Raw genomic sequence first — 18,909 nt, forward strand, 5'->3', positions numbered from 1 at the left:
TTTGGAACTTTCGGGAAGTTGCCCCCTAGCTATTTGAAATCTCCTTCAACAACGCATTCTCCTTTTGCAAATCCGCCAATTGCTGTTGCAGCGTAGCTATTTGTGCCTGCAGGTTTTTTTCGGCTGTGGTGGGGCTTATGTTTTCGGGCAGCAGGGTTTGGGGTGGCTCAAACAGGTTGCGGCCTAGCCAGCGGGTGTGTATATGCAAATTTGTAATGAGTGTCATCTGAGTATTTTTTCAAAAGGAATAGCTTTCATTTGCACTATGGTTTGGCAAGGCATTTTTTCCTAAATTTTAAATATTAGGCTTTACATGAACATAACTCATTGGAATACAGTAGTTTACGTTTTTTATGAGTGCGTATTTTATGCGTATTTTGTGCCTACTTTTTGCGTGTTTTGTGCATACTTAATGCATGTTTTGTGCTTACTTTCTGCGTATTTTTTGAGTAAAAATAACATATTATAACTTTTTTATTTTAATGTTAAAAATAGTGCCACAAGGCTAGGGCAACCGGTTCGGTTGGAACCAAATGTGGGCAAAGGAGCCATATAATGTAAAATTGGGAATAATTTACGGGATATTGAAAAGCACAATCCTATATGGGGGAATTATGGGATGCTCATGGGGGCATATTTCCCCCATATAGGATTTTTATTTTGGGCTATATATTATTCCATGCCAACTTTACAGTAAAACAGGCACTAGCCACATTAGCTTTAGCTCCTGCACCAGTTGGTAGATGGCTTGGGAAAATGATAATTCACCCTCAAAATCTTATCAGTTTATTATCAATAAACTATCATTCCATTATTAGAATACTACCATTTCATTATCAATAAACTATCATAAAATTCACTTAAATTATCATAAAAAACGAGGTTTAAAAAACATAAAATAGCTGAATAACAATGCGTTACAAGCAAAAAGACACGACAGAAAAAAAATAAATCAGGGAAAAAGCAGAAAAACAGCCATTTCAAATCTTCGCTAGTTCTTCAATTTCCTCTTTCTTAAAATGGGCATAAAATGATGGACTTGTACGAGCGTGTGAAGCATTTTATTTCACAACAAATTGTCCAATAAAACAAAAAAAAGCCTGCCAATTTAAAACTGGCAGGCCGATAACTTTTAAAAAAGGTGTGTACTATTATTTAAAGTCTGTATCCGCAATATTGCTGTTTGCTTTTGCTTCTTTTACTTTAAATTCTATTAAATAGCCGCCCATTTCGCCTTTGCGGGTGTAGGGTATTTTTACGCCGTTGGGCAGTTCTTTATAATCGCTGTATTCTGTATTAGAAGTATTGCCGCCTTTTATGGTTGCTTCTTTTACTTTTAGGCCTGTTTTTTCATCGTAGTAGCGTTCGGTTTTGTTGCCGTCTGCTTTTGTTTCTGTTACTAGGTAGGCAAGCCCATCACCTGCAATAACTAAGTTAGGCGCCAACTGGAAGCTAGCTAGGTTGGCATCGTATTCAGTAAATATTTTTGTATTGCTTTTAAAGCCAGCTTTTGCCTCGTCTGGCAATGGAGCAGCTTGTCCGTTTTGGAATACGGAAACGCTGTCGCCATTGATGATTATTTTAAAAGGTACCATGCTCATGGTAGGTATGGCTATTTCCTGAAAATATTTGTCCGGTGCTTTTTGCTTCACGGTCATGTTTACTTCCACGCCTTGTATGGTGCCAACAGAAGCCACGGAAAGGTCTGTAATGGCTTTTACTTTTTCGGTACCGCCAATGGCTTTGATGTAGTTGTCAAATACTTTTTTTACCGTGGTGCCAGCAGGCACTGCTTTGGTATTCGCCCCTGCCCATACATTGTTGTCTGGGTTCACATCCGGGAATTCATGGTTAGGGTCAATAGTGATATTGGTAATTTTTGAAGTTGATTTGTAGCGGAATGTCCATGTGCCGCCACGTTGCCATATTTCAACAGGTAAATGGATGGTGTCTTTTTTGCCATTTTCTTCTTTTATGGCAAGCACCACTGGCAGTGCCATTTCTTCTAGGTTTTCTATGGTTATTAAAGCACCTTTCTTTTCATCGTTTTCCTGATAAACCACTTTTTTCACGCCTTGGTCTAGCTTCCAGGTGTGCAAGAACCATTCCCTAAAAAACCAGCTTAGGTCTTCACCAGATACATTTTCCATGGTGTGGAAAAAGTCCCAAGGGGTTGGGTGCTTAAATGCCCAACGTTTGATATAAGTGCGGAAAGCATAGTCGAACCTTTCCTTGCCTAATATATGGTTGCGCAGTATATTAAGACCAACGCTTGGCTTATCATAAGCAGCGACGCCTAGGAAGTTGGGGCTTAATACTTCAGGTATGTTCATGATGGCTTCCGCCTTTTCGCCAAAAGCATATTTTGCTTTTTGCTGCACGTCTTCTTTTTCTACATATTCGCCTTTGTTGAATACTTTGGTGTCAACACCGTTGATAAACGTATTAAAACCTTCGTCCATCCAAGCATATTTACGCTCGTTGCTGCCTACAATCATTGGGAACCAGTTGTGGCCAAACTCGTGGTTGGTTACTTCCCACAACTCGCCTTTCTGGGCATTGTGTCCACAAAAAACAATGCCGGGGTATTCCATGCCGCCTACTATACCCGCTACATTGGTAGCCACTGGGTAGGTATATTCAAACCATTCATCCGAATATAGCTCAATACAGTTTTTTACATATTCCGTGCTCCTGCCATAGCCATCGTTGCCCTTGCTTTCTATTGGGTAAACAGATTGTGCCAATATTTTTTTGCCGCTAGGCAAATTAATCCTTGCTGCATCCCAAATAAACGCTTTGGATGCTGCCCATGCTACGTCGCGGGTATTTTTGCAAGTAAAATGCCAAGTAAGGCTTGGTTTGGCTGGATAAAAAGAACTACCTGTAATTTCTGTTGAATCTTTAATAGAAACAGTTGCATCACTGCTGGCGGCCTTAGCCAATTTTGCAATAGTAGCAGGTTTCAAAACTTCGGTAGGGTTTGCCAAGCTGCCAGAACCTACCACAACCAAGTTGGCTGGTGCAGTGATGGTATAGTCATAATCTCCATAGTCTAGGTAAAACTCGCCTGCCCCTTGATAAGGCAGTGTATTCCAGCCAAGTATGTCGTCATACACTTCCATCCGTGGGTACCACTGGCCTACTTCGTATATCCAGCCGTTTTTTGTGTTTAGCCTGCCGCAACGGTCAGTGCCATATTCTGGAAGCACAAAAGAATAATCTATTTTAATGGTAATTTTTGCACCGTTGCCTTTTAGGGTATCTTTCAATTTTAGCTGCAAGCGGGTATCGTTTACTAGATAATCTACTTTTTCGGCTTTTCCGTTTTGTATAACGGTTACTGTTTTCAGTTCGCTGCCCTTGGTAAAGGTTTTGGCCGAAAAGCGTCCACCTGTTACAGGGCTAGTCAATTCTCCACGGGAGTCTTCCTTGTAAATATTCTGGTCCAGTTGCAGCCATAGGAAAGGCAGCTTGTCTGGGCTGTTATTGGTATAAGTAATAGTGGCACTACCAGTTATCCTATGCGAAGCCGTGTCCAACGTTACATCTATTTTATAATCGGCTTTGTTTTGCCAGTATTTCACGCCCGGCTCACCACCAGCAGTACGGTATTCGTTGCCATTGGTGGTGTAAAAAAGCGGGTTAAATACTTTGTGCTGGTCGTACTTGGAAGGAGCTGCTTGCTGTGCATTTGAACTTAGTGCAATAACAAGGAAAGCTGCTAGCAGGCGTAAAGGGTTTTTGATAAAATTCATAAATCTTTTGTTGATTACGTGCCTAAATTAATGGTAGAAGCATTATAAACAAAAAATATTGTTTAAAAGGCCATGTCTGAACCAGGATTTATGGAATTTTATAGATTAAAGTGAAATTTGTTATGCTCATTATTGCTATATCTATCCCGAGCATTTGCTTTTTTGAAAGACTATGACTAGCTAAGTATGCAGACTTAATTAAGTTAATACTATTTATTTTAGAGACCTCACCCCAACCCCTCTCCGAAGGAGAGGGGCAAGAACCAAACCCTCGCAGAATTATATTAAGGTAATTATGGCTTATTACTTAAGAAAAATTAACTTAAATGTTTTATATGCTTTAACCCGGATTTTGCAGTTGAAATCTATTGCAAGACTCAACTACTTCAAACACAAGCATTTGCTTGATTTTTTGGCCTTGCCATAGTACACTATGTTTTCGACCAAAAATTCGGCTCAAATACTTGTATTTATTGCATTTGAGCCTTTCATAACGAAGTCAACTGCATAATCCGGGTTTAAAGCTTAGCTACATTTTCTTCCGTTCTATATCCCAGACTTGGCAACTTTAAACAAGATACTGCAGGAAGCCGTGCAAATTTGTAATGTGGAAAGAAGGCGCTGCTGCCTAGAAATGCAGGCATCAAATCATGCCCACGAAAGCAAGAACATACATACAAGTCTTATTCAAAAAAGCAAAGTTGCCCGAAGGGCAACATCAGGAATATTGAAAAACACGATTTTCTTAACAAAAAATGGTAAACGTATTTCAGGACATGATATGGTAATTTTGGTTGTGTATTTCCTTCCTTTCTACCTCCCTTCATTTCTCTATATTTGCCGCTCAAAAAAATAGGATACAATGTATAGGACACATACCTGTGGCGAATTGAGGATTGGGCAAGCCGGGCAAACTGTTACCCTTGCAGGATGGGTGCAAACAGTAAGGAAATTTGGGAGCATTACTTTTGTGGACCTTCGGGATAGGTATGGTATCACCCAATTGTTATTAAACGAATCGCTCAATGCTAAATTAGATGCACAGCCGCTAGGCCGCGAATTTGTATTGCAAGCAACGGGTAAAGTAAACGAACGTAGCAATAAAAACCTGAATATACCCACTGGTGAGATAGAGTTATTGGTAAGCGATTATAAGATACTGAACAAAAGTGCCGTGCCGCCTTTTACTATACAAGACGATACCGATGGCGGGGATGACATACGCATGAAATACCGCTACCTCGATTTACGCAGGAATGCAGTAAAACGCAACTTGGAATTGCGCTATGCCGTAAACCGCAGTGCAAGGAACTACCTGCACGAGAACAGTTTCATGGATATAGAAACCCCATTCCTTATTAAATCCACCCCTGAAGGGGCAAGGGACTTTGTGGTGCCAAGCCGGATGAACGAAGGACAGTTTTACGCATTGCCACAAAGCCCACAGACATTTAAGCAGTTGCTGATGGTAAGTGGCTACGACCGCTATTACCAGATAGTAAAATGCTTCCGTGACGAGGACTTGCGTGCAGACAGGCAGCCAGAATTTACACAGATTGACTGTGAAATGGCATTTGTAGAACAAGAGGATATTCTCCAAATGTTTGAAGGGTTAATCAAACGCATATTTAAGGACGTTAAAAATATTGATTATACCGATGTGGTAAAACGCATCACTTGGGAAGATGCGATGTGGAACTATGGCAATGACAAGCCAGACATCCGTTTTGGCTTGGAGATAGGCAATTTAAAATTTCCACAACATGCTTTCCTTTCAAAGACAAGTTCTTTAGAAGATGCAGGGGTACTTACAGGATTTCCAGTTTTTGATGATGCCGAAACGGTTTTAGCAATTGCCATCCCCGGCTGTAGTGAGTACACCCGCAAGCAAACTGACGAAATAACAGAATGGGTGAAAAGGCCACAAATAGGCATGAAAGGCTTGGTGTACATAAAGTGCAACAAAGACGGTACTCTTAAAAGCAGCGTTGACAAATTTTATACCGAGGACAAGCTAAAAGCCATAGCTGCTGCCGCAAAAGCACAACCAGGAGATTTGATATTGATATTGGCTGGTGCAGAGGAACGCACCCGCAAAGCCACCAGCGACTTGCGCATGGAGATGGCCACACGCCTTGGCTTGCGGAAGAATGACGAATTTAAACTATTGTGGGTGCTTGACTTCCCGCTGTTTGAATATGCAGAGGAAGATAACCGATGGGTAGCCCGCCACCATCCTTTTACATCGCCTAAGCCAGACCAGATTGATGTAATGATTAATAATAACCCATTGATTGAAGATGCAGCAAAATACCTAGAACACCCATATAGCAACATCAAAGCAAATGCTTATGACATGGTGCTAAATGGCAACGAAATAGGAGGGGGGAGCATCCGTATTTTCCAAAGGGAATTGCAGGAGAAAATGTTTGCTGCCCTAGGCATGACAGAGGAAGAAGCCAACCATAAATTCGGCTTCTTGCTAGGTGCTTTTGAATATGGCGCACCGCCACATGGGGGCCTAGCTTTTGGGTTTGACAGGCTTTGTGCCATTCTAGGCGGCAGCGAGAGCATCCGTGACTTTATCGCCTTCCCTAAAAACAATAGCGGCAGGGATGTAATGCTGGATGCACCAAGCAGCATAGATGATAAACAACTAGTAGAGTTGAAAATAAAATTGGCATTATAGGGGCAACCCCTGCGGTTGCCTTGCAGGGTAATGTAAAGTATAAATGGATGGTAGCTTTTATAGGCTGCCATCCATTTTTTTATTTTTTATTAATTTAAAAATAAGTCTTAACATTGAACTTTAAATAAAACAAAAAACTGCCCCCCAGATGAAAGCCTTAAAAATCATTTTTATTGTATTGGTAGCTATTGTTGCCGTTGCTTTGATTGTTGCTGCATTTGCAAAGAAAACCTATTCTGTAGAAAGGGAAATTGTAATTAACAAGCCCAAGGCACAGGTTTTTAATTATATTAAGTATCTAAAAAACCAAGATAGTTATAGCAAATGGGCTAAGATGGACACAGAAATGAGAAAAGAATACAAAGGTATAGATGGTACTGTTGGGTTTACCTCAGCATGGGAAAGCGACAAAAAAGATGTAGGTCAAGGCATACAGGAAATAAAAAAGATAACAGAAGGCGAAAAACTAGAAATGGGCATACACTTCATAAAGCCATTTGATGGCCTTGCAGATGCTGAAATAACTACTATTGCACTTGACAGTACCAAAACAAAAGTAACATGGGGTTTCCAAAGCAAAATGAACTATCCCATGAATCTTATGCTGCTGTTTATGGACATGGAAAAAATGATTGGCGGCGACCTTGCTATTGGGCTGGGTAACCTAAAAAGTATTTTGGAAAAGTAGGGGATAATAAAAACTATGCTTTTTCATTTTTTTTCTTTCTTATGTGTGCTATATGCCTATGTGGTAAAAAACAACCTTTAAATCTGTTAAAAAAAAGCAACAAACTTTTACGGTTTGTGTTTTGGTACAATGATTGGAGCTATTTTTGAAAAAATTAATTATATGAAGAAAATTTTGTTATCCTCTTTAGCTATTGCTGCTATCTGTGTTTCTGTTAATGCCCAAAGTTTTAGCCTTGGCGTGAAAGCTGGTGCAATAGGCACAAAAATTGATGGGAACTCTTTTGATAAAGGCTATCAGCTTTCTTATCAGGCAGGTGCATTTGCAGAAGTTGATTTGTTAGGTACAATTGGTATTCAACCAGAATTGCTGCTGAGCCAAACCAATACTACTTATTCTACTGCTACAACTGTAGGTGGTGTAGCAAGTAGCTTTTCTACTGACATTAAGTTAAGCTATCTTTCAATACCAGTTTTATTAAGGTATAATGTTGCTAAAATATTAACCTTCAACTTGGGACCGCAATATAGTATCCTTTTAAACAAAGGTAAAAGTGGTGTTGATAACGTGAATGATGCATTTAAGAGCGGAGATTTTGCAATAGTAGCTGGTGCTCAGGTTCATGTTAGTTCATTAAGGGTTTATGCCCGTTATGTTGTTGGCTTAAGTGATCAAAATGATGCAAAAGTTGCTTACAATACCGATAAATGGAAAAGTCAACAAATACAAGTAGGTGTAGGTATTAAATTACTTTAATTAGAAATTATTTTATTCAAAAAAGGCTGATGCATGTTTGCATCGGCCTTTTTTATTGCTATGAAGATGTTGACCGATAACTAAGTGATTTAAAGGCCTTAGCTATAAGCTGCCATCGTATCGTTTACTTGTTTCCTCAAGAAATCTAAATTTTCCTTTATTTTGTCTTCGGTGTCGCATATTGGGTAAGGTGGCTGGAGAAACTCGGCATCTATAACCCCATCTGGCGATAACTTGGCTATCAAAAATAAAACTTTAACTTCCATTTTTCCTGCTAGGCGTAGCATATTTGGTGAGAATGCCATTCCTAAAAGTGCATCAATCATCACAATAACAGTGCCTTTTCTTTTTAGAATTGCCCTTGTTTTTAGTAAAGCAGTATTATCTGCCAATATAGTAGGAGCTGTTTGGGTACATCCCCAAAATTGCATTAACCTGTCTTTTATTTGCTTATGAGCTATTGCTCCATGTATTTCATAACCTTCTTTCAAAATTGCTGCAAAGCCCACTTTTACAAGTGGCAAATGTACCGTGCAAATAACTAAACCTTCCTTTTGGCTATTGAGGTATTCTGCTCCCTTTATTCTTGTAGGTATATAAAATTCTTTTCCTTTAGCTGTAAAGAGACCAAGAAATGCATTTAATCTTTGGGCTGCATAATAATTAATTTTAGCTTTTTTTAATATTACTTTCCTTGACAAGCCAGCTAATAAAAAGGCTGATTTATAAGCTGATTTGTACCAATACCTCCGAGGCAATAAAGTAGCAATTACGCGTACATAGCATTCTGCGGCTTTGCGGCTTAGTTTTTTAGAAGTAGTGAACACTATTTTTTTATCATTGTCTTTACGCATATTTTAACCCAATTCACAAATGGCCTATCAGGCAATTTGTTTTCATTCATTTACAAATACGCCTACGAAAATAAATCATTAAGGTATATTTAAGGCAATGCACCCACATAATTATTGCATTGCTGTAGTTGACAAGCCCTTATTCAGCCCTGCTATTCCTAACACCCAAGCCACCACTACCACACTCAATGCCCCAACAACATTCAACCACAAAAACCCTAAACCAATAATGCCGTTTTTATCAAGGGTAAAAAGGGTGATCACCAATAGTTCGCTTAAAATGGCGGCATAAAAAACAGCATTGCCCTGTATTTGTTTGAGGTAAAAAGCTACCAGGAAAATACCGAGGATAACGCCATAGAACAATGACCCCATAATGTTCACAGCTTCTATCAGGCTGCCAATGCCAGAAGATAGCTCGGCAGTGATGATGCTGAATATGCCCCATGCAAGCGTATATAGGCGAGAAGTTTTGTACTCATAAGCACATTGCGCTTCTTTATGTACAAAACGTTCGTTATTGGGGAATATCCGCTTGTGCACGTCTATCATGGTGCAAGAAGCCAAGGCATTCAAGGCAGCAGCAATGGAACCCCACGCACTCATGAAAATAATGGCTATCAATAGGCCAACTAGCCCCTTAGGCAAAAAATCAATTACAAATCTTAGGAAAATATAGTTAGTGTCGTTGGTGTCTTCATTTGGCAAGGCTTTTTGCAGCGTGGCCTTGTATTCCAGTTGCACACCAGCCAGCTTTGCGGCACCTGCTTTTAAATTGGCTTTCAATTGTGGGCTTTGGGTGTTGGCAAGGTATTGTTTGCTATTGGCTTCCTGCTGGATCTGGAAGGTATTGTAGTCTTTTTCTAGGTTAGACAGCTTACTGTTGTAAACTGTTTGCTTGCCTTTGTCGGCTAGGGCTTTATTGAAAAAAACAGGCGCAGCATTAAACTGGTAAAAAGTAAAAAGCATTCCCCCTAATAATAATATCAAAAACTGCATTGGTACTTTCACTAGCCCGTTCATCAACAAACCTAGCTTGCTTTCTGTGGTATCTTTGGCCGTGAGGTAACGGCCTACCTGCGATTGGTCGCTGCCGAAATAGGATAGTGCCAAGAAAAAGCCACCAATGGTGCCGCTGATAATATTGTATTTGTCCTTCCAGTCAAACCCTTTGCCTGTGAAGCCTGTGGTGATGGCATTTAGCTTGCCGCCTGCGCCGCTTAGCTGCAAGGCTTGCATAAACCCAACACCCGAAGGCAGGTAATGCACCATGCAATATCCTGCTGTGAACATGCCCATGAAAATGATAACCATTTGTATCTGCTGAGTATAGGCCACAGCTTTGGCACCACCGCTAACGGTATAGATAATCAATAGCCCACCCATCACAATATTTGTCCAGAAAATATCCCAGCCGAGTAAAGAAGATAAAATAATAGACGGTGCATAAATACTTACGCCAGTTGACAAGCCCCTTGACAGTAAGAAAAGTGCAGCGGTAAAGGTCCGTGTTTTACTATCGAACCGCTTTTCTAAAAACTCGTAGGCCGTGAATACTTTTAGTTTATTGAACAATGGCACAAAACTGATGCAAAGCACCACCATTGCCAATGGAAGCCCGAAATAATATTGCACAAACCGCATACCATCGGTAAAAGCCTGCCCGGGTGCAGATAAAAAAGTAATGGCACTCGCTTGCGTGCCCATGATGCTTAGCAGCACCAAGTACCAAGGCATACTGCGGTTGCTTAGGAAATAACCTTCCAAGTCCCGGGTAGTGCGGCTTTTGTACAGCCCATAGCCAATGATGCAGCCAAGGGTAGCCACTAATACTATCCAGTCTAATGTGCTCATGCAAAGTGTTTAGTGAACCATGTGAATGATAGTACTAATGCAATTAGTACTACAATGATAAAGATATACCACTGCCGCCAAGTAGAGAAAAAAGGTATGTTGTTTTTGTTTGCCATCATTTTTTCATTTTAAGCAAACCACTCATTAATAGCCCCAAAGCCAGCCCTATCAGTAACCCTAATTTTACATTCTTCAAAAACTCTCCAATAACCCATGCAATAACAAGTATTACAAATATGCTAATGCCTTTTCGTTCCATAATCATAAGTGGTAAGTCATAAGTCGTAAGTGAGGAATATGCTACTTTTTGCCTCCTTTGCCCATTGCCTCGTTGCCTCTTTATTTACCCTTTTTCTGCCCAATCAAATTTGCCATTAGCCTATAAGCCCCTGGCACACCTGCGGGCAATTGCCTGAACAATACTAGGCTTACATAGCTAAACCTCCCTTTGCCATATTGCGTGGTAAGTAGGCTGCCTGTGCTTTCTGCCTTGTCGCCGCTGTCTTTCATCCCCAGCACGGCTTCGTAGCGTGGATCTGCCTGTTCTGCTTGGTAAGTGCTGCGTTCCTGTACCCATCCTTCAAAATCTTTTGCAGTAATTTTATTGGGGTAATTTAGAAGGGGATTGTTTGGCAATAAAAAATGTACTGTTGCATCTTCCTCCGTTACCCTCGACAAACTATTCACAATAAAAGGGTATGGCCCTATCTTGATGTTTTTGCTGCCCACTTGGTTGCTTTTGGCATATTGCACTATCAGGTTGCCGCCATTTCGCACATAAGCCATCAATATCTCATGCTTGTTGGTCAGGTACTCAAACAGATTATATGCCCTCACACCAGTAATAATAGCATCGTATTTTTCCAAAGTGGCTTCGTTGATATCGGCTTCGCCAAGCATTTTCACCTCATATCCCATTTGCAGCAATGCTTCCGGCACTTTGTCGCCTGGGCCTTGTATGTAACCAATCTTCTTGCCCACTATCTTGCAGTCAACATTTACAAGGTTGGCTTTTGCCTTGGGGAAATAAGTTATAGTAGGTATATGGTCGTAGGCAATGGTTTTGGTATAACCATCATAAATGCCATTGTTGGCATATAAACTAGCCACTTCTGCGGCATTTGTATTTTTAGTTTGCGGTGTAAAATAACCCGTCCATGTGTTTTCTGAAAAGCTGAAAGGGTTTACTTTAATATTCGCTTCGCTGAATTTCCAAGCGGGTGAGTATTGCTGGTTGATATGGTACAAAACACTGTCTTTTACATTCGATTTAAAATGCACTTCCGCTTTCACGGGGTTGCCATTGATAGATACAAAATTGTCTTTATTGTAGCTTAATTCTATTTTGGGGATAATGGCAATGGGCTGGTACAGTTCGCCTTTGGCTGGGTCTACTGTTTTGTATACAACTGGCCTCTTAATCATAAATGTTTCGCCTTCTATCACCACAGCATAAGTAACATAATAAGGTGCATCATTTTCTGCCTTTCCAATCAATGTTTGGTCCCGCACGTCAAAGCTGCCACCTGCAAACGGATATTCCAACCAATAAGGCTGTGTTATTTTTTTGTTGGCTGCCACGGGCAAGCTATGATTGATGATGAAGTTCTGGTTGTTCCCCAATGGGTTATTTACAACAGAATCCCAATTGCCTATTGCAATATGTTGTAAAGCAATGTTTAAGCCATTATGACTGTTTAAAAAACAAGACAGTTTTATCGTGTCTACTTGTGCAACCATTTGCTGTGCCGTGGTGGCTTCGGCAAACAAACCGCTACATGCTTCTATAATATCCTGTACCTCTTGTAGTTTTTTTGTATGCCAATTGCTTGCAGGCGTTGCTTGTATTAGTTTGTAAGCCTGTATCAAAATAGGCACGCTCAAAGCTGGCTTTTCAAAATTAAAAGTAGCCACTATTTCATTAATTTTTGTTGCAATAGCTTGCCCTTCGGGTATCTTTCCCCAGCCAATATCAATACCTTCCATCAGATCAGTTCGAGGGGCATCGCCGCCAGTTGTTTTAAAATACTCTATGTATTCGCCACGCCTTCTAGGCCTGCCCTCGCCTTGGCATTTGTGCATACTCCTTGCCTCGCCGCCTATTTCGCCATAGCTTTTGCCAAGCAACGGATTGTAGCTGCCCACATCAATTTTCAACTGGTCGTCTGCTGTTGTGTTGGTTCCTCCAAAATTAAAGGTGTTCCACAATATCCTTTTGGCTTGCCAAGGCTTTACGCCGTATTGGAATTGCTCTGAGAATTTTGTTGGGTCTGCTGCTGCCGTGAAGGCTTCATTTGCTAATAATGAAGAAGCCGCATGGTGGCCATGCCCGGCACGGGCATCACCCGGGAAACGGGTTATAATCACATCTGGCTGGTACTGCCGGATAATCCAGACCACATCGCTTAAAATCTTGTCTTTGCCCCATATTTTCAGGGCTTCGGCTGCATTTTTGCAGAAACCAAATTCATAAGCACGGCTAAAATATTGTTCGCTCCCATCTATCCTGCGGGCTGCCAATAGTTCTTGCGTGCGGATTAGCCCTAGTTCTATGCCTTGCTCGCTGCCTATCAGGTTTTGTCCACCATCGCCACGGGTAAGGCTTAGGTAGGCAGTACGGTATAGCTTTTCCTTGGCAAAATAGGGGAGCAGCCCATTGTTTTCGTCGTCGGGGTGTGCTGCAATATACAATACGCTACCGAGTACATTCAGTTTTTTCAGTTGCAGGTAAATGTCCGCACTGCTATAGGTGGCTGGGCTTTGGGAAAATGTATCTGTAAAAAATAAACAGCTTATTGCAAAAAGGAAAGGAATTTTGTTCATGAATGTTTGATAAAGTGAAGTACCAAAGGTAAATGGGGAGTTATGAATTATGAGTAATAAATTATAAATGGTTTTTGGTGGAGGGGTATATTATTCCGCTTTGCAAAATAGGAGTGCTTCTGATAAAGTTATTATCTTAAAAAACTAGTGTAAATACATTTGCATTAGTAATACTTTTAAAATAACGTCCCCATTTCTGAATATAACTTTTTTCATAAAGAAGTCAACTACAAAATCCGGGTTAAAGCTTACTTTGCTATCAAATTTTCCAGCACAAAATATACAGCGGGGCAAAAACTTGCATTTTTCAATGTAATGGCAGGACGTTTTAGCAAAACATCTTCATCGGTATAAGGGAAGCGGTGGCAATCGCCAGGCCTTTGCTCGTAAATGCTACAAAAGTTATCTGCGCCTAAAAATGGGCAGGGTGCTTTTTTTGCCACATAGTCGCCATCGCTGTCCAAGTTCAAGTAAGTATCTATAAAAACACTTTCTTTTAGTTTTAAATGTTTGCTAATGCGCTTAATATCAGTGGTTTTAAACCTAGGCGAATAATTTTTGCAGCAAGCTGCGCAAGACAGGCAATCTATTTTGCTAAATGCTTCTTCATGCAAAGAAGGCAATTTTTTTAATACCTTGTTTTTATCTGCCTTTTGCAAAAAATATTTGTATTGCTTGCTGTGGGCGGCACTTTTTTCTTCCCAATTGTCTAAATCTATTTCAGGCATTTTATTCAATATGATGCTGCAAAGGTGCGGTTTATCTCTCAATCATAAAAAAAGCACCACCCTTGCGGATGATGCCTTTCTTGCTTAACACTTTAAGTTTTCATTTTGCCCCTCGCCATTAGAGAGGAGTTGGGGTAAGGTTTATATTTTATAAAATAATATCTTGTTTATTGGTTATCTACTTGTGCCTCAATTACAGATTGGATAGAAGTAGAAACATTGGACAATAAATCCAACCCAGTTGCAGCTTCAATGGCATCCACCGATGTGCGGTAGATTTTCCAATCACTGCTAATGGTATTTACATTAGGCATGTTTACAGCTATTACACGGGTTGTTGTAGTTACGCGGCTTAAATCAGACGAGCCATTGGTAAGCACCACAATTACTTTCCAGGTATTGCTTGGCACCGTTACATTGCCGCTGTTTACCGTATTGGCCGATCCGCTGCTGCCTGTGCCACCGGTGCCATAAGAACCACAAATAACATATACTTCATCTCCAGAAGCTGTTACAAGGCTGCGTGTATAGTCTTCAAGGTTGCCCCATGTTACTTCGTTGTTGTTGGGTGCCTGCGGCATCATGTTCGTCATTAAAAAAGTAGCTTGGTTAGCAGGTACAGTACTTGTACGGTCTGCCGATGGGCAGTTATGCCCCCTGTCAAAACCACTTCCACTATAGCTAGATGCGCCTACATGATACCAGCTTGTAGGCAACGAACTATCAGACCTGAAATCGTCTTGCCTTGCAGTGCTGCCCAAATCGCTTGATTGTATATGCCAGCTTACCCAGTTTGGTATTGCCCTGGATTTGTTGTAGCAAAGCAAGTAATAACCTTTGTTCATCAAATAGTTATTGGGCTTGGTAGTATCGGCAGTTGCGCCGCTTGGGTTGCCCATCAATGCATTGTCATCATCGGGGGGGTAATTTGTGGTAGTAGGTGAAATAGTAATATCATCTATATTAATCCGATTAGTTCCGCCTGAAATCTTGCGTATAGAAAACCGTACACTGCTGCTTACATTAACGGTAAAAGTGGCTTGGCTCAAGGTAGTGGAGGATGAGGTAATGGTTGTAGTTCCCACTTGGGTGTAGGTGCTGCCGGCATTGGTCGATTGCCATAACTGCCAAGTACTGCTGCCATCAGTGCCATAAGTAGCGTGGGAAATTTTTACCGTGGAAACACCTGTTACATCAAAATTCATGTAAACAGAACCTGTGTTGCGGATACGTGCAGATTGGGTGCCATTTTTAGCATCGGAAGTAGAACTACCTATCAAGGCATCGTCCATTGTCCAGCTTCCTGTACCTAGGGTAACACTAGCAATAGCATAGGAAGTTTTGGAACCAGTTTCAAAGCCTTCGGTAATGGTTGTGCCAAACACATCATTTGTATTATGGTTTTTTACGCTGCCCGTTGCTACTGAGTTTGCAGGGTCTGATGTCAAATCCTTTGTACAGGAAGAAAGGAATGTAATAGCGGCTATTGCCATTACGAACAGTTGTTTCGTGAACTTCATTTTTGTGGGGTGTTTTTTAATTGTTTTAAGAAAATTGAAATAAAGGTTAAAAATACTAATTTTTTATTTTTAGCAAAATAAATCTTAAATTATTTCAGAAAAAATGCTATTATTTCTATTTATTGCAGAAAAAAGGATGTTTTTTGTGTGCAAGTATGTTCAATACTTTGATTTTTTATGCAAAATATAATATTACATTTAACGTAATATAAAGCTGCTCAATCATTTTCTTAATTATAATGGCTAAAAAAGAGAGAAAACATAGATGTTTTCTCTCTTTTTTCTTTTTCCTGCCTATGTGTTCTATATGCCTCTGCGGTGATTTGTAACTAATTATCACTATTATATTTTATAGTCAGCAAAACAACCGAATCTTTGCAGCTAGAAACATAAATGGGCATTATCAAATAGTTATGTTTCCTCTCCGTTCATTTGAAAGTTTTTTATGACAGCTTTAAAAATAATTTCTTATACAGGTATTTACATTTTTGCCCTTACTGGTGCATTAAAAGCGCGGACATTTAAAATGGATGTTTTTGGAGGTATTGTATTGGCTTTTGCCACGGCTTATGGCGGTGGCACTGTAAGGGACATGTTTATTGGAGCACAACGTGTAAACTGGGTAAATGACAATATAGCCCTGCTGTTAGTACTGGCTGGCACAGGCATTACGTTTTTGCTAAAACAAAACGTACACCGCTTTAGGGCTACGCTTTTTTATACCGATGCCATTGGGCTAGGCTTGTTTACCACCACAGGCATAGAAGTAAGCCTGCAAAATGGCGTTAACCAGCCTTATGCCTTGGTAATGGGTGTTATTACAGCCACTTTTGGCGGTTTGGTGGCCGATGTATTGTGCAGTTCTATCCCTACACTATTGAAAAGGGGCGAGTTGTATGCTACTGCCAGTGCCATTGGTGGTGCATTGTACATATTGCTAAAGCATACCATTGTTCCCCACAATACCAACCTAGTTATTTGTATTGTTACGGTTACGGCTATCAGGGTATATTCAAAGCGAAAAAGGCTAACATTGCCGGAGATATAATGTTGATTTTAAAAAAAGGACTGCCTAAAGGCATGGGGGGTATAAATGGGGCAATTTCGGCTTTAGCCGTGAACAGGCTATTACCTTATAATTGGGAATCTTATTTTGAAACCAATAAATAGCCTTTGTATAAGCACAATTAGCTCTGCTTCAAGTACTCTCTTTTAGGGGGGCATTTCAAAACTTCGCTAATTCCTCTTTGCTTAACTCCTGTCCCTCTCCTATGAGCTTCTGTGCGTAAACGGTAACCCCCGAGAGGGGAATTTAACTGTTTTTGAATTATCCTTGATTTGCCAGTACATCCGCCAAATGCAATACTTTCAGATTAGCATTAGTATTTTTTATGCGCCCATCAATGTGCATTAGGCAACTCATATCTGTGCTTATAATATACTCGGCCTGTGTATCGGAGGCATTTGTTATTTTTTGGTCAGCCATGGCAATGCTAATGGGTTCAAACTTCACGGCAAAAGTGCCGCCAAAGCCACAGCATGTTTCTACATCGTTCATTTCAATTAATTCCAGCCCTTTTACATGGCTTAGCAATTTGCGTGGCCCTGTTTTTACCTTACATTCACGCAATGCGGCACAACTATCATGGTATGTGGCTTTGCCGGTAAAGGTTGCCCCAATATCTTCTACTTTCAGCACATCTACCAAAAATTCGCTAAATTCATATATGCGTTTCCCTAATTGTGCTATTTCCGTACTATTCGCAGATGCTTCAAATAATTTGGGGTAATAATTGCGTACAAAGCCAACGCAGCTAGCACTAGGGGCTACAATAAAATCGGCACCGCTAAAATCATTTATGAACTTGGTGCAAACTTCCTTGCTTTCCTGCCAAAAGCCAGCATTAAATGCTGGCTGGCCGCAACAGGTTTGGTTGGGATTGTATTTTACTGTGCAGCCTACCTTCTCCAATACTTTTACCATATTGAATGCTACCTGCGGGTAAAGCTGGTCTATAAAGCAAGGTATAAAAATTTGTACGTTCATAAACAAGATAAATGGTCAGCTATTTAAAAGACTCGCTTAGTGCAATCATTTTCAAGGCTGTAATGGCTGCTTCCTCGCCTTTATGGCCATGTATGCCGCCAATGCGTTCCAGTGCTTGTTCTTCTGTGTTCACGGTTAAAACGCCAAAAACAACAGGCACGTCTAGCAGCAGGTTCATTTGCAGGATACCGTCTGTTACAGCTTTGCATACATAGTCAAAATGTGGGGTGTCGCCTTTTATTACAGTACCTAGTGCAATAAATGCACTTGCCTTTTCCTTTGCCCATGCATGGTAACTTTTAATGGCATAAGGCAATTCAAAAGCACCTGGCACAGAAATGGTTTTAAAAGAGACGCCTTCATTTTGCAATACGGCCACAGCACCTTCTTCTAGCTTGTCCACAATTGGGCTGTTCCATTCAGTTTTTACTATAACTACAAAGGCATCCTTAATAACAGGGATGCCTTCGTGCAATGATTTATTTCCTTGTGTAGCCATGCTATAACTCAGGTTTTTCAACACTAATCTGATAAATATACTTATCTACTTGCGAGCCTTTTTCCGTCCTTGGGAATTTCTCTTTCAATTCTTTAAATAACTCCAGTGCTTTATCATCTTTGCCAAGTGTTTTTTCTAGCAAAGCTGCACGGAACAGATACTCGGCAGAAATACTTTCGTCTTTTTCAAAAGTGTTTGCTGCTTTTATGTAATAATCAACGGCATCATCTTTTTTGCCACTCTCGGCATAAGCATCGCCAAGGCTACCATAAGCTACCATTTGGATTTGCTTTGCATCGGTCTTGAAATCTTTTAGGTATTCTATTGCCTTTGCAAAGTTGCCTAGTTTCAAGTAGCTAACACCTGCATAATAAGTAGCTAGGTTGGCAGATTTTGTGCCGCTATAATTTTTGATGATGTACAAAACCCCTTTTGATGCGCCATCGCCATCTAAAACTAGCTTGGAACTATCCAATTCAAAATATTGCTGCGCCTTGTAAATAGCCTCTGCCGCTTTTTCTTCTTTTGGCTTGGTAACAAATGCCCCGTAAGCAAATACGCCACCACCTAGCAACAAACCTGCACCTAGGCCAATGGCAAATTTTTTACCAAACTTTTGAATAAAGCCTTGTGCTTTCAATAGCACGTCATCTGCCTCTAATACTGGTATTTCAACCTCGTTGTCACTCATTG

Annotated in this window: 14 protein-coding genes; 4 read left to right on the top strand and 10 right to left on the bottom strand. The window is 40.5% G+C overall.

The window, feature by feature from the left end; all coding sequences use genetic code 11:
• Positions 1-25 precede the first annotated feature (25 nt).
• Together ACHFIY_RS13355 and ACHFIY_RS13360 are read right to left on the bottom strand one after the other, a co-directional pair.
• Positions 26-226 (bottom strand): hypothetical protein, encoded by a 201-nt coding sequence (locus tag ACHFIY_RS13355; RefSeq protein WP_410846605.1) that lies wholly within the window; start codon positions 224-226, stop codon positions 26-28.
• A gap of 925 nt (positions 227-1,151) precedes the next feature.
• Complete coding sequence (locus ACHFIY_RS13360; protein ID WP_410846606.1) at positions 1,152-3,758, bottom strand: M1 family metallopeptidase; 2,607 nt, start codon at positions 3,756-3,758, stop codon at positions 1,152-1,154.
• Positions 3,759-4,620: 862 nt separating this feature from the next.
• Between ACHFIY_RS13360 and aspS the strand changes: the two genes are divergently transcribed.
• The 3 genes from aspS (at position 4,621) to ACHFIY_RS13375 (ending at position 7,891) form a co-directional block, all read left to right on the top strand.
• Positions 4,621-6,447: an aspartate--tRNA ligase gene (gene aspS / locus ACHFIY_RS13365; RefSeq protein WP_410846607.1), complete on the top strand. Its 1,827-nt coding sequence runs from the start codon at positions 4,621-4,623 to the stop codon at positions 6,445-6,447.
• A 148-nt stretch (positions 6,448-6,595) separates the two neighbouring features.
• Positions 6,596-7,135, top strand: coding sequence for an SRPBCC family protein (locus tag ACHFIY_RS13370; protein ID WP_410846608.1), 540 nt, complete (start codon positions 6,596-6,598; stop codon positions 7,133-7,135).
• Positions 7,136-7,297: 162 nt separating this feature from the next.
• A complete protein-coding gene (locus tag ACHFIY_RS13375; RefSeq protein ID WP_410846609.1) occupies positions 7,298-7,891 on the top strand; it encodes a porin family protein in 594 nt (197 codons plus the stop codon).
• Between the two features lie 98 nt (positions 7,892-7,989).
• On the opposite strand, the gene ACHFIY_RS13380 is transcribed toward ACHFIY_RS13375, so the two are convergent.
• From ACHFIY_RS13380 to ACHFIY_RS13400, 5 genes are all read right to left on the bottom strand, one after another.
• Positions 7,990-8,745, bottom strand: a complete 756-nt coding sequence (locus tag ACHFIY_RS13380) for a hypothetical protein (RefSeq protein WP_410846610.1) — start codon at positions 8,743-8,745, stop codon at positions 7,990-7,992.
• A 111-nt stretch (positions 8,746-8,856) separates the two neighbouring features.
• Positions 8,857-10,599 (bottom strand): sodium:solute symporter family protein, encoded by a 1,743-nt coding sequence (locus tag ACHFIY_RS13385; protein WP_410846611.1) that lies wholly within the window; start codon positions 10,597-10,599, stop codon positions 8,857-8,859.
• 339 nt (positions 10,600-10,938) lie between these two features.
• Positions 10,939-13,422: a PIG-L family deacetylase gene (locus ACHFIY_RS13390; protein WP_410846612.1), complete on the bottom strand. Its 2,484-nt coding sequence runs from the start codon at positions 13,420-13,422 to the stop codon at positions 10,939-10,941.
• A gap of 248 nt (positions 13,423-13,670) precedes the next feature.
• A complete protein-coding gene (locus ACHFIY_RS13395; RefSeq protein ID WP_410846613.1) occupies positions 13,671-14,150 on the bottom strand; it encodes a YkgJ family cysteine cluster protein in 480 nt (159 codons plus the stop codon).
• Between the two features lie 167 nt (positions 14,151-14,317).
• Entirely contained in the window at positions 14,318-15,670 is a 1,353-nt protein-coding gene (locus tag ACHFIY_RS13400) for a DNA/RNA non-specific endonuclease (RefSeq protein ID WP_410846614.1), read from the bottom strand.
• Between the two features lie 445 nt (positions 15,671-16,115).
• Between ACHFIY_RS13400 and ACHFIY_RS13405 the strand changes: the two genes are divergently transcribed.
• Entirely contained in the window at positions 16,116-16,718 is a 603-nt protein-coding gene (locus tag ACHFIY_RS13405; protein WP_410846615.1) for a trimeric intracellular cation channel family protein, read from the top strand.
• Between the two features lie 279 nt (positions 16,719-16,997).
• Here ACHFIY_RS13405 and ACHFIY_RS13410 read toward each other — a convergent pair whose 3' ends face one another.
• The 3 genes from ACHFIY_RS13410 to ACHFIY_RS13420 are packed head-to-tail and all read right to left on the bottom strand — an operon-like array spanning position 16,998 to position 18,907.
• A complete protein-coding gene (locus ACHFIY_RS13410) occupies positions 16,998-17,717 on the bottom strand; it encodes a (Fe-S)-binding protein (RefSeq protein ID WP_410846616.1) in 720 nt (239 codons plus the stop codon).
• Between the two features lie 19 nt (positions 17,718-17,736).
• Positions 17,737-18,216, bottom strand: a complete 480-nt coding sequence (gene ribH, locus ACHFIY_RS13415) for a 6,7-dimethyl-8-ribityllumazine synthase (protein ID WP_410846617.1) — start codon at positions 18,214-18,216, stop codon at positions 17,737-17,739.
• Between the two features lies 1 nt (position 18,217).
• Complete coding sequence (locus tag ACHFIY_RS13420) at positions 18,218-18,907, bottom strand: tetratricopeptide repeat protein (protein WP_410846618.1); 690 nt, start codon at positions 18,905-18,907, stop codon at positions 18,218-18,220.
• Positions 18,908-18,909 lie beyond the last annotated feature (2 nt).

Origin of the sequence: Parasediminibacterium schistidii, from assembly GCF_046546515.1 — a bacterium.
Classification (GTDB): domain Bacteria; phylum Bacteroidota; class Bacteroidia; order Chitinophagales; family Chitinophagaceae; genus Parasediminibacterium.